This is a genomic window from Erwinia sp. SLM-02 (assembly GCF_037450285.1).
Classification (GTDB): domain Bacteria; phylum Pseudomonadota; class Gammaproteobacteria; order Enterobacterales; family Enterobacteriaceae; genus Erwinia.
Window position 1 is genome coordinate 1,307,816 of the sequence record NZ_JAQISN010000001.1, and the last position, 12,471, is coordinate 1,320,286.

At 56.0% G+C, this 12,471-nt stretch carries 13 protein-coding genes; 10 read left to right on the plus strand and 3 right to left on the minus strand.

Annotated features, from left to right (window positions below; translation table 11 throughout):
- Complete coding sequence (pheT, locus tag PGH32_RS06000) at positions 1 to 2,388, plus strand: phenylalanine--tRNA ligase subunit beta (RefSeq protein WP_337893470.1); 2,388 nt, start codon at positions 1 to 3, stop codon at positions 2,386 to 2,388.
- 4 nt (positions 2,389 to 2,392) lie between these two features.
- Positions 2,393 to 2,692, plus strand: coding sequence for an integration host factor subunit alpha (gene ihfA, locus PGH32_RS06005; protein WP_017802142.1), 300 nt, complete (start codon positions 2,393 to 2,395; stop codon positions 2,690 to 2,692).
- Between the two features lie 159 nt (positions 2,693 to 2,851).
- Here the strand turns inward: ihfA and PGH32_RS06010 are convergent, their stop codons facing one another.
- Positions 2,852 to 3,100, minus strand: a complete 249-nt coding sequence (locus tag PGH32_RS06010; protein ID WP_205064792.1) for an ogr/Delta-like zinc finger family protein — start codon at positions 3,098 to 3,100, stop codon at positions 2,852 to 2,854.
- Between the two features lie 43 nt (positions 3,101 to 3,143).
- Entirely contained in the window at positions 3,144 to 4,304 is a 1,161-nt protein-coding gene (locus PGH32_RS06015; RefSeq protein WP_337893471.1) for a phage late control D family protein, read from the minus strand.
- 153 nt (positions 4,305 to 4,457) lie between these two features.
- Between PGH32_RS06015 and PGH32_RS06020 the strand changes: the two genes are divergently transcribed.
- Genes PGH32_RS06020 through PGH32_RS06045 form a run of 6 tightly spaced genes read left to right on the plus strand, consistent with a single transcriptional unit; the run spans position 4,458 to position 9,910 of the window.
- Positions 4,458 to 5,639, plus strand: coding sequence for a phage tail sheath subtilisin-like domain-containing protein (locus tag PGH32_RS06020; RefSeq protein WP_337893472.1), 1,182 nt, complete (start codon positions 4,458 to 4,460; stop codon positions 5,637 to 5,639).
- Complete coding sequence (locus PGH32_RS06025; protein WP_337893473.1) at positions 5,640 to 6,155, plus strand: phage major tail tube protein; 516 nt, start codon at positions 5,640 to 5,642, stop codon at positions 6,153 to 6,155.
- A 53-nt stretch (positions 6,156 to 6,208) separates the two neighbouring features.
- Positions 6,209 to 6,508: a phage tail assembly protein gene (locus tag PGH32_RS06030; RefSeq protein WP_337893474.1), complete on the plus strand. Its 300-nt coding sequence runs from the start codon at positions 6,209 to 6,211 to the stop codon at positions 6,506 to 6,508.
- Positions 6,509 to 6,537: 29 nt separating this feature from the next.
- Positions 6,538 to 6,678 (plus strand): GpE family phage tail protein, encoded by a 141-nt coding sequence (locus PGH32_RS06035; RefSeq protein ID WP_337894268.1) that lies wholly within the window; start codon positions 6,538 to 6,540, stop codon positions 6,676 to 6,678.
- Positions 6,668 to 9,412, plus strand: coding sequence for a phage tail tape measure protein (locus PGH32_RS06040; protein ID WP_337893475.1), 2,745 nt, complete (start codon positions 6,668 to 6,670; stop codon positions 9,410 to 9,412). Before PGH32_RS06035 ends, PGH32_RS06040 begins: the two co-directional genes overlap by 11 nt.
- A 12-nt stretch (positions 9,413 to 9,424) precedes the next feature.
- On the plus strand, positions 9,425 to 9,910 hold the full coding sequence (locus PGH32_RS06045; RefSeq protein ID WP_337893476.1) for a phage tail protein: 486 nt from the start codon (positions 9,425 to 9,427) through the stop codon (positions 9,908 to 9,910).
- Between the two features lie 117 nt (positions 9,911 to 10,027).
- Here the strand turns inward: PGH32_RS06045 and arsH are convergent, their stop codons facing one another.
- Positions 10,028 to 10,726 (minus strand): arsenical resistance protein ArsH, encoded by a 699-nt coding sequence (gene arsH / locus PGH32_RS06050; protein WP_031592440.1) that lies wholly within the window; start codon positions 10,724 to 10,726, stop codon positions 10,028 to 10,030.
- A gap of 86 nt (positions 10,727 to 10,812) precedes the next feature.
- Here arsH and PGH32_RS06055 point away from each other — a divergent pair, with 86 nt between their 5' ends.
- Together PGH32_RS06055 and PGH32_RS06060 are read left to right on the plus strand one after the other, a co-directional pair.
- Complete coding sequence (locus PGH32_RS06055) at positions 10,813 to 11,133, plus strand: transcriptional regulator (RefSeq protein WP_337893477.1); 321 nt, start codon at positions 10,813 to 10,815, stop codon at positions 11,131 to 11,133.
- A 45-nt stretch (positions 11,134 to 11,178) separates the two neighbouring features.
- The gene (locus PGH32_RS06060) at positions 11,179 to 12,468 is read left to right on the plus strand and encodes an arsenic transporter (protein ID WP_337893478.1); all 1,290 of its coding nucleotides are present in this window, start codon (positions 11,179 to 11,181) and stop codon (positions 12,466 to 12,468) included.
- Positions 12,469 to 12,471 lie beyond the last annotated feature (3 nt).

A 12,471-nucleotide genomic window follows, 5' to 3' on the forward strand; every position in this document is an offset into this window, starting at 1 on the left:
ATGAAATTCAGTGAACTCTGGTTACGTGAATGGGTTAATCCGGCCATTGACGGTGAAGCCCTGTCCGATCAAATCACCATGGCCGGTCTGGAAGTTGACGGCGTTGATGCCGTCGCCGGTGCATTTCACGGTGTGGTGGTGGGTGAAGTGGTTGAATGCGGCCAGCACCCTAACGCCGATAAACTGCGCGTAACTAAAATCAACGTGGGCGGCGATCGCCTGCTGGATATCGTCTGCGGCGCGCCAAACTGCCGTCAGGGGCTGAAAGTGGCGGTTGCCACCGTCGGTGCCGTCCTGCCGGGTGATTTCAAAATTAAAGCCGCTAAACTGCGCGGCGAACCGTCCGAAGGGATGCTGTGCTCCTTCTCCGAGCTGGGAATTTCCGACGACCATCAGGGCATCATTGAGCTGCCGCTGGATGCGCCCGTTGGCACCGATATCCGCGAATACCTCAAGCTGGACGACAGCACCATTGAAATTAGCGTGACGCCAAACCGCGCCGACTGCCTGGGTATTATCGGCGTGGCGCGCGACGTGGCGGTGCTGAACAAGCTGCCGCTGGCTGAGCCGGAAATTCTACCGGTCGCGGCCACGCTGGCTGACACGTTCCCGATTAGCGTTACCGCACCGGAAGCCTGCCCACGCTACGTGGGGCGTGTGGTTAAAGGCATTAACGTCAAAGCAGCAACTCCGCTGTGGATGAAAGAGAAGCTGCGCCGCTGCGGCATCCGCTCGATCGATCCGGTGGTGGATATCACCAACTTTGTCCTGCTGGAACTCGGCCAGCCGATGCACGCCTTCGATCTGGATCGCATCAATGGCGAAATCATTGTGCGCCTGGCGGAAGAGGGCGAAAAGCTGACTCTGCTGGACGGTAGCGAAGCCACGTTGAAAAACGATACGCTGGTCATTGCCGATGCCGGTAAGGCGCTGGCGATGGCCGGCATCTTTGGTGGCGAGCACTCGGGCGTTAACGAAGAGACGCAGAACGTGCTGCTGGAATCCGCGTTCTTCAGCCCGCTGTCAATTACCGGGCGTGCGCGCCGTCACGGCCTGCATACCGATGCGTCCCACCGCTACGAGCGCGGCGTTGACCCTGCGCTGCAGCACAAAGCCATTGAGCGCGCCACGCGCCTGCTGCTGGATATCTGCGGCGGCGAAGCCGGTCCTCTGATCGATGTGACGAATCAGGAATACCTGCCGAAGCGCGCCACCATCACGCTGCGCCGCGAGAAGCTGGACCGCCTGATTGGCCATGTGATTGCCGATGCGGACGTCACCGATTTCCTGACCCGCCTGGGCTGCGAAGTGACCGTTGGCAACGGCGAGTGGCAGGCAACGGCCCCAAGCTGGCGTTTCGACATGGAGATTGAAGAGGATCTCGTTGAGGAAGTGGCCCGCATTTACGGCTACAACAATATTCCGCACGTTCCGGTCCTGGCCTCTCTGGAGATGACCCAACACCGTGAAGCGGACCTGTCCCTGAAGCGCGTGAAGTCCCTGCTGGTCGATAAGGGCTACCAGGAAGCGATTACCTACAGCTTCGTTGACCCGAAAATTCAGGCGCTGCTGCATCCGGGTGAAGAGAGCCTGGTGCTGCCAAGCCCGATTTCAGTAGAAATGTCGGCGATGCGCCTGTCACTATGGAGCGGCCTGCTCGGTGCGGTGGTGTATAACCAGAATCGCCAGCAGTCCCGCGTGCGCCTGTTTGAGAGCGGCCTGCGCTTTGTTCCTGATACGCAGGCAAACCTGGGTATCCGTCAGGAGGTTATGCTGTCTGGCGTTATCGCCGGCAATCGCAATGAAGAGCATTGGGATCTGGCGCGTCAGGCCGTTGACTTCTATGATTTGAAAGGTGATTTAGAGTCTGTGCTGGAACTTACCGGCAAGCTCGATGAGATCCGGTTTGTAGCCGAAGCTAATCCGGCGCTGCATCCGGGGCAGAGCGCGGCAATTTATTTACGCGGCGAAGCCATCGGATTCATCGGTGTGGTGCACCCGGAACTTGAGCGAAAACTGGATCTTAACGGTCGTACGGTGGTGTTTGAGCTGCTGTGGGATAAGGTCGCAGACCGCGTCCTGCCTGACGTCAGCGGCATTTCGCGCTTCCCGGCAAACCGCCGTGATATTGCCGTTGTGGTGGCGGAAAACGTCCCTGCAGCAGATATCATCACGGAGTGTAAGAAAGTTGGCGTAAATCAGGTAGTTGGCGTAAACTTGTTTGACGTGTACCGTGGTAAGGGCGTAGATGAGGGTTTCAAGAGCCTCGCTATCAGCCTGATTTTGCAAGATACCAGCCGGACACTCGAAGAAGAGGAGATTGCCGCTACCGTTGCAAAATGTGTAGAGGCACTGAAAGAGCGATTCCAAGCATCCTTGAGGGATTGAACCTATGGCGCTTACAAAAGCTGAAATGTCTGAATATCTGTTTGAGAAGCTTGGGCTTAGCAAACGGGATGCCAAAGAGCTGGTAGAACTGTTTTTTGAAGAAGTGCGTCGTGCTTTGGAGAACGGTGAGCAGGTCAAACTGTCAGGATTTGGCAACTTCGACCTTCGCGACAAGAATCAACGTCCGGGACGTAACCCAAAAACCGGGGAAGACATCCCGATTACGGCCCGTCGGGTAGTGACTTTCCGTCCTGGTCAGAAGTTGAAGAGCCGGGTAGAAAACGCTTCACCGAAAGAAGACTGATATTCGCAATTCAAAAAGGCCGCGCAAGCGGCCTTTTTCATTAATACAACTTATTGATTTAAATCGGTTTTTTTAATTTTAATGTCCACATTGCGACCACAACTCAGTTACTGCACCGTACATTAACTTAAAAGCCCCGCTTCTGATGCGGGGCTTTTTTTATAGGGCGAGGTTTAGTTGATCGCGTCCGTAATGCGATACGGGAAACGCATCTTTGGGGATAAAGTCCGGCGGTAACGGTTCGCGGCGGCCGCGTTTAGTCACCAGCTTTTCTACGCTGTTCAGGGTGGTAAAGGTCTCGCTGCATTCTAAATTCTGGCACTGATGATACTGGCGTATTGTCAGTTCACTAAGACGACGGCTGGTGCGGGTACGGGCGTGAGCGCCGCAGATCGGGCAAATAAACATGATGGCTCCCTCATGGGAGTTGAACTCGCTGTTATTATGACCGTTATGTCGTCGTTTCTGCAATCCACTCCGGTATTTTTGCTTCCAGCTCCAGGCGGGTTTTAAATCCGCCGTCATCAATCGTGTGGCTTACACGCGATAATACCCAGTCCTGATTATCGATCTCGGTCTTAAACCCGGATACCGTGCCGTGCATCTCCGGATACAGGTCGGCCCGGCCAGCAGCCAGGGTCAGCGAAAATTCTGCCGCACCGCGTTTGAGCTGTTGCCATTTCGCAGCAGCTGCACGGCGGGCCGCTGTTTCATTGCTGTACGTCGAGCGCAGCACAAATAAATTCCCGTCTTCACCGGCAATATAATCCCCCTCACGGCTGCTGCTTTTTGCGGGCTTTTCAGGCTTCGGCTTTGATGCGCGCTTTTTCACGGTGACGGCTTTCTTTTTGCCAAAATCCAGATCCAGCCAGTTCGCCTGCACGCCGGTGTAAGCGTCCCGATCCGCAATACGGAATGAGTGCCGGTCGCCGCTTGAACGCGTCAGCGCAAATTGCGGGAGGGCGATGCCCCGCGCACTGATGCCGCCGCCGGGAAGGATAAACAGCAACGCGCCGTTCTTCACCGTTGCAATGGCTCCCAGCAGCTCCGCCATGCGTGTCAGGAATGACATATCACTTTCCTGTGTCTGGTCGGCGTGGTCGATTTCGGCTTTCATCAGCTGTTCGGAAATCACAGGTGTTAGCTTGTAGCGCCTGGCTATCGCAGACACGATGCGCTCAACGGTGACGTCATGCCATGACACCTCACGCTTGACGTTAAATTCATCCCGAAAATCGGCACTGCGGGCGGTAATGTCGATCCTGTCCGGCGGCCCTGAATACGCCACCTCGTCAACGGTGTAAACTCCTTTGTAAACCAGCGGTTCGCCAGTCCAGCCAAGTGACAGGGACAGCTCAGCACCGCGCGGCGGCAGCTCCAGCTTACCGTCCGTGTCATCAATCGAAATAGTCAGTTCGTCGGCTTCAAAGCCGCGATTGTCGGTCAGCTCCAGCGAGATGACGCGCGGGTCCAGTTGCGTCAGCGCTTTACCGCCCATCATGACGCTGAATGCGGGTACCCGTGACAGGCTGTCCTGATACTCCCGCAGGTTCTTCATGCCGTCATCCAGCAGCGTTTTCGCCTTGCCTATCGTGTCTGTCGTCAGCGCCATTTTCGTTCCTCCGGCGCTGATGTTTTCATGCGCGCGCGATGGCGGAAACTGCCCGTTGTTGTCGGCGTCTTGCAACAACCGCCAGTGCGTGTCCGGGGCGCGTAATTCAGCGAACATCATCCCCGAACTCAACAAACATGATGGCGGTACAGTATGACCGACAACTTTTTCCACGGGGCACGCGTCCAGGAAAACACCGACCTCCAGACGGCAATCAATGACATTGATTCAACCGTTATTGGCCTGGTCGCTGTTGCCGACGACGCTGACCCGTTAGCTTTTCCACTTAATACGCCGGTGCTGGTCACGCGGGTTATCAGCGTACTCGGCAAGGCCGGTAAAACCGGTTCGCTGTACAAATCACTGAAGGCGATTTCCGACCAGGTCAGCACCCGCGTAATTGTGGTGCGCGTGGCAGCAGCCGGAACGGCTGACGGTGCGCCAACGCAGTCACAGCTGATTATCGGCGGGACGCAGGCAGATGGCAGCTACACCGGGATGTTTGCGCTGCTGACTGCGGAGCAGAAAACCGGTTATCGCCCGCGTATTCTTGGCGTGCCGGAGTACGACACTGAAGAAGTGACCGCACAGCTGCGTGTTATCGCGAAGCAGCTGCGGGCATTCTCTTACAGCTACTGCGACGGCTGCGAAACCATTGCGGAGGCCAAAACCTACCGCGAAACGTTCGCAGAGCGTGAAGGTATGCTTATCTGGCCGAACTTCATCGCCTTTAACCCGCAGACAGGCGTTAACGAAGTGTTCCCGGCGGTAGCCTATGCACTCGGCCTGCGTGCGCTGATTGACAGTGAACAGGGCTGGCATAAGTCGCTGTCCAACGTGGCGGTTAAAAACGTGCTGGGGATTTCGAAGGACGTGTTCTGGGCGTTGCAGGCGGAAGACTCCGACGCCAACGAGCTCAACGCGCATGAGATCACCACGCTGATTAAGCGTGACGGGTTCCGCTTCTGGGGCAACCGCAGTACAGACACCGAAGAGTACATTTTCGAAGTGTACACGCGAACCGCGCAGATCCTGGCTGACACCATCGCAGAGGCTCAATTCACCACGGTTGATACGCCGCTGACACCAGCTAACGTCAAAGACGTGGTAAGCGGCATCAATGCCAAACTTCAGGCACTGGTGACCGCCGGTAAGCTGATTGGCGCGGCGTGCTGGTTTGATATCGTCGATAACCCGACTACCGGCATTCGCCAGGGTAAAGCGGTGGTGCGTTACAACTACAGCCCGGTACCGCCGCTGGAAGATCTGACGATGATCCAGACCTTCACCGATGTGTATTACGAAGCGGCGTTTGCGTCGCTTGGGAGCGCGTAAATGGCTATTCCAAAAAAACTCCGCCTGTTCACGCTGTTTGTCGATGGCACTAACCATATCGGCAAGATCCCCAGTGTTAACCTGCCGAAAATCACCCGTAAAACGGAAGGCTATCAGGGCGGCGGCATGCTCGGCGAGGTGGCGGTCGATCTCGGCCTGGATTCCGGGGCGCTGGATGCGTCAATGATTGTCGGCGGCGTTGAGCAGGAGCTTATCCTCAAGTACGGCGGTGATATTGACGGGATGCGCCTGCGCTTTGTCGGTGAAATCTACAGTGGTGGCACCAGTTCACTGCTTGAGGTTGAAATGCGTGGACGCATCACGGAAATCGATCCGGGTGATTCGAAGCAGGGTGATGACACTAATCACACCTACGCGATCAAAAACACCTACTACAAGCTGTCCGTGGATGATAAGCCGCTGCTGGAAATCGACCTGCTGAACTTTATCTATAAGCGCAACGGCGAAAACCTGTACCCGGATCGCATTACCTCTGCGCTGGGCCTCGGCAGCTGATAACCCCCTTAATTTAACCCTTATGGCGGCCTGCGGGCCGCCCGGAGAATACTATGTCCGTAACGCTGAATACCCCGATTGTTCGTGGCGACCAGATCATTACCAGCATCACCATCAATGACACTATCAAGCAGGCAGGCTCCCTGCGCGGTCTGCGCCTGGTGGATGTACTGAACTTTGATTACACCGCTGTTTCCACGCTGCTGACCCGTGTTGCCACACCGACGCTCACCGCTGCGGATATTGCTTCGCTTGAAACCGGTGACTTCGTGACGCTGTGCGAAGAAATCACGCCTTTTTTGACGAAAGCGGAGCCGTCAGCATCGAGCACGGCGGCAGCGGCGAAAAAGTAAGAGAAGCGCGTTTTTCCGATGTCGACGACCTGATCGCCGACATCGCGGTTATTTTTCACTGGCCGCCCTCTGCCATGTACGGCATGGAGTTGCGCGAACTGATGACCTGGCGCGAACGGGCGGCCATCAGAAGCGGCAACAACGAGGAGGATGACGACGATGGATCTTAGTATTCGCGTTGCGTTCAGTGCAATTGACAGGCTATCCCGCCCCGTAAATGCGGCCAGCGCTGCTGCTGGCCGTCTTTCTGAATCACTCAAATCGACACAGAACGCCGTCAGAGAGGTGGAGCGCCAGTCCGTGGCGTTTAACCGGCTGCGCGACAACGTCCAGAAAACCTCCCGCAAAATTGATGAAACCAGCGCCACGCTGGAGGGGTTGCAGCGGGCACAGCAGTCCGGCGTAGCATTGACGGATAAACAGCGTCGGCAGATGACGAATCTGGCGGCGCAGCTGGACAGGCTCAAGGCTAAGCGTGATTCCGAGGTAAACGGCCTGCGGCTGGCCTCCGAAGCACTGCGCCGCCACGGCGTGTCCCTGGCTGGCGGCGTGGCGACAACAGAAAGCGCACGACGACGGCTGGAGCAGTTTAACCAGACTCTGGAACGGGAGCGACGACAGCTGGCCGCCGTGACGCAGGCGCGGCAGCGCTATGACCGTGCGCAGCAGGTGGCAGGGAAAATGCGCGGTGCTGGCGCGATGGCCGTGGCCGGTGCTGCTGGCGCGGGTTATCTGGGCGCACGCCTGATGGCACCGGAAGTGGAAACACAGCAGCATGCTTCCGTCATTGCCGCACAGAATGGCGAGGGTACCGCAGGTGCCGGGCGTTATTCGGGCATCATTCAGAGCCTGAGCAGTTCCGGCGTCAGTAATGACCTAAACCGCATTGCGGAGTCTGTTGCAGCAGTTCGCAGCACGCTGGGTGCGCTGGGCGACGTGGGCGACGACGAGCTGACGCGCATATCGCGCAAAGCGATGGATATGCAGAAAGTTTTCGGCGGGGATATGACCGAAAATATCCAGATGGCCGGGATCATGATGAAAAACGGCCTCGCGCGTAACAGCGATGAAGCGATGGACCTGATCACCGCAGGCATGCAGCGTGTTTCAACGCAGATGCGCGGTGAACTACCGGAAATCCTGCACGAATATTCCACGCACTTTCGCAATATGGGTTTTACCGGCGCAGAGGCGATGTCGCTGCTGGTCAATATGTCCAAACAGGGCAAGTTTGCGCTGGATAAAACCGGGGATGCGATCAAAGAGTTCTCGATCCGTGGCTCCGATATGTCAAAGAACAGCGTCGCAGCCTATGAAGAACTCGGGCTTAACGCAGCCGCCATGTCATCCTCGATCGCGAAAGGGGGTGACAGTGCGCGTGCGGCGATGCAGAAGACAGCGCAGGGGCTGCTGAAGATTCAGGACCCGGCCACGCGGGCCAATGCGGCTATTTCGCTGTTCGGCACACCGATTGAAGATCTTTCCGTAGACCAGATCCCGGCGTTCCTTTCTGCCCTGGCAAACGTGTCTGATCAGATGGGTGATACGCGTGGGAGTGCCGATAAAGTTGGCGATACGCTGCGCGATAATCTGGCCGGTGATATTGGCAAGCTGGGTGGCGCTTTTAACGGCCTGCGCACCGGTGCGATGGCCAGTCTGGACGGCATGCTCAGGCAGCTTGTGCAGGGCATTACATCAGCCGTTACCAGCATGCAGGGCTGGATGAAAGAGCACCCGCAGCTGACGCAGGGGCTGCTGATTGCTGCAGGAGCGCTGACGGCGCTGGTTGGCGTCATCGGCATTGCCAGTCTGGCCGCATCGTTCATCCTCGGCCCGTTTGCAAAGCTGAAGCTGGCTATCGGCATGATGGGGCTGTCCAGCGTGACGGCAGGCACCAACATTGCAACGCTCAACCTGACACTGACCGGCCTGCGCACCATTCTGGCCGGGCTGTTGGGCGTTCCAGGGCTGATTGCCGCTGCGTTTATCGCTGCCGGTCTGCTTATCTGGAAATACTGGGAGCCGATAAAGGCATTCTTTGGTGGATTCTTTGCTGGAGTCTGGCAGGCGCTTGCGCCGGTCAGGGACGCACTGGCCCCGTTTGCGCCGATATTTTCAGCCATTGGTGATGCGATAAAAACCGCATGGGAGTGGTTCAAGGAGCTACTCACCCCGATGGAGGCCAGCAAAGAAACCCTGGATAAATGCGCCAGTGCCGGTGAGACGTTCGGTAATGTCATCGGTGGTGCTTTGCAGCTGGTGCTAACCCCCGCAAAGATCCTGCTGGATACGCTGGGCTGGATTCTGGAAAAACTGGGTGTATTGCCAGACGAGGCGGAGCGCGCCCGCAGGCGAATTGAAGAGGCTCAGGCGTCAGCAACATTGCAGGGAAGGATCGCACTTCTTCAGGGGGATTTAGCTGTTGTTAACCCGAAGAAGCCTGACGGAACGCCTGAATTTGTTGGCCCTCTACAGCCGCCGGGCGGTGTCCTGACCGGGACAAATTCTGGCGCGACAAAGAACCTCAGCAAGATAGCCGACAACACGAAAGCCACGGCAGATAACACGAAGAAAGTCGGCCCCGGCGACATTGTGTTTAAGAATCTGCCGCAGGCGCTGGCGCTGCGTGGGGCTTATCAGGAAGCCCGCGTTATTCCGCAGCCCGTACCGCGTGTTTCAGCGGTGGCGGGCGGTGGCATTCTGTATGTACCGGTTGCCACACAACGATCTGAGAATACCCCTGTTTATGCGGCATCAGCTGGCATGCCAGATGTGCATATCCATTTCCATGATGTCGGAAAATATACACAGCAGGAGCTGGAAAACATGATGCGCAAGATTATGCGCGAAGAGGTGGCCAGCACGCGCAGATCTAACCGTGGTTCTTTCCGTGACAGGGAATAAGGGGATGATTTTATGATGATGGTTTACGGGATGTTCGTCTTTACGCTGCGCACGGTGCCCTATCAAGCTTTGCAGCATTCGCAGGCCTGGCGGCACGTTAAAAACGACAGGGTGAATGCCTCGGCAGGCTGGCAGTACATCGGCCCCGGTGACGACACGGTCACTCTGCAAGGGGTGCTTTATCCTGAAATCACCGGCGGCAACCTGTCACTGGCTGCGCTGAACAGTATCGGCTTTGCCGGTCGTCCGTGGCCGCTTATTGAGGGAACGGGGCGCATTTACGGCATGTACGTCATGACGGCGCTGGAGCGGGGGAAGTCGGAGTTCGACCGTTACGGGAACCCGAAGAAAATAGAGTTTACTCTGAGTCTCAGTCGTGTTGACGCCGACTTCCGTGAAAAGCTGCAATCTTCATCCGTCAGTGACGTGCTGAACGATCTGAAAACCAGCGCGATGAAAGCCGTTAACTCGGTATCCGATTCGATTAACATTTTTTAGCTAAGACTTGACCCGACAAATCTACGGCACAGAGCTGAATCTAATTTGACAGGCAGCTCTGTGCCAGAAGCGGACGTTGTTGAGTTCACACAGTAGGAATTCATGAAAACAGGAACGTCATATTTTGTCTTGATTAACGCGGGATGAAAGCTCCTCATGGCTCTCTTTTCGTTCACTGTAGCGATCGGCAAGGTAACCGGTCTGTCCCTTGAGTATGAGGGTGATTTTAAACAACTCTTCGGCGACATCGACGATACGATCATACCAGGACGAGGGTTTCATTCTCCCGTTCTCATCAAATTCCTGCCATGCTTTGGCCACTGAAGACTGGTTGGGGATCGTAAACATCCGCATCCAGCGTCCCAGAATTCGCATCTGGTTCACGGCGTTGAAAGATTGCGAACCGCCGCATACCTGCATGACCGCCAGAGTTTTTCCTTGGGATGGGCGAACGGCCCCTTCGCTTAAGGGAATCCAGTCGATTTGTGCCTTCATCACGGCACTCATTGCCCCATGCCGCTCCGGGGAACTCCACACCATTCCGTCACACCACCTGACCAACCCGCGCAACTCGGTGACTTTTGGGTGCGTATCCGGGGCGTCATCCGGCAGGGGTAAACCTGAAGGGTTAAACAATCTGACCTCCGCTCCCATCGCCTCCAGCAGGCGACCTGCTTCCTCTGCTGTAAAACGACTGTAAGAACGCTCTCTTACCGAGCCATACAGAATCAGAATGCGTGGCGGCTCATGGAGCTGCAGACGTTCAGCAATATGCTGATCGAAGCAATCAGCGTTCAGGGCAGGAAAGTGCTCCATTTTTTCTCCTTCGGGTGGCTCTGGTGATTTCAAAATAAACACATATGATTTAACGTATATGTATACTAAAGGGAATGGAGTAATAAATGCTACAGCCTGTTCAGCTTTTTAAGATCCTGTCGGATGAAACCCGGCTCGCAATTATCATGCTTCTCCGGGAATCGGGCGAACTGTGCGTATGCGATATATGTGCGGCTACCACTGAATCACAGCCTAAAATTTCCCGTCACATGGCTATCCTGCGTGAGGCTGAACTGGTACTGGACCGTCGGGAAGGGAAATGGATTCACTATCGTCTCTCACCGCACATGCCCGCATGGGCAGGCGAGACGATAACGACGGCATGGCACTGCCTGCGCGATGATGTGCGAGAACGACTGGAAAAATCCGCATGTACTTCTTGCTGACAAGCTTTATCACATACACATAAGCATATATAAAGGAGTCTGAAAATGTTTCTGGCAGGAAGTATCTTTATACTCACGCTGGTCCTGGTCATCTGGCAGCCCAGAGGCCTCAGCATTGGCTGGAGCGCAAGTATCGGAGCCGTGCTGGCGCTGGGAACGGGAGTCATCCACTTTGAAGATATCCCTGTCGTCTGGAATATCGTCTGGAATGCAACAGCGGCGTTCATTGCGGTAATCGTCATCAGCCTGCTGCTCGATGAGTCTGGGTTCTTTGAATGGGCCGCACTGCATGTTTCCCGCTGGGGTAACGGGCGCGGTCGCCTGTTGTTTACGTGGATAGTACTGCTTGGCGCTGCTGTTGCTGCGCTGTTTGCTAACGACGGTGCAGCACTGATACTGACACCGATTGTGATTGCGATGCTGCTCGCTCTGGGGTTCAGCCAGGAAACGACACTGGCATTTGTCATGGCTGCAGGATTCATCGCTGATACCGCCAGCCTGCCGCTTATTGTCTCTAACCTGGTAAATATTGTCTCGGCGGATTTCTTTGGCCTGGGCTTTACGCAGTACGCCTCCGTGATGGTTCCTGTGAATCTGGCAGCCATTGCTGCCACGCTGGTCATGCTGCATCTCTTTTTCCGCCGCGATATTCCTGCCAGATATGACGTTTCACTGCTGAATATGCCTGGCAGTGCGATTAAGGATCCTGCGACGTTCAGGGCTGGCTGGATTGTTCTGCTGTCCCTGCTGGTCGGTTTCTTTGTTCTTGAGCCGCTGGGAATCCCCGTCAGCGCGATTGCAGCAGTTGGGGCAGCGGTGCTGTTCGTGGTGGCAAAGAGGGGCCAGGCCATTAATACCGGCAAAGTGCTTCGCGGTGCGCCCTGGCAGATCGTGATTTTCTCGCTGGGTATGTATCTGGTCGTCTATGGCCTGCGTAATGCCGGACTCACTGAGTATATTTCTGCCGTACTCAACATGCTGGCAGACAAGGGTTTATGGGCTGCCACGTTCGGTACCGGCTTCCTGACTGCCTTCATGTCGTCGGTGATGAACAATATGCCGACGGTGCTGATTGGTGCACTGTCCATTGAAGGGAGTGCTGCGACTGGCGTCGTCAGAGAGGCAATGATTTACGCCAATGTGATTGGCTGCGATTTAGGTCCCAAAATTACCCCGATCGGGAGTCTGGCAACCCTGCTGTGGCTGCATGTACTGGCACAGAAAAACATGAGCATTACCTGGGGATATTACTTCCGCACCGGCATAATTATGACCCTGCCCGTGCTGTTCGTCACTCTGGCCGCGCTGGTATGGCGGCTCTCTGTCACTTTGTAATGA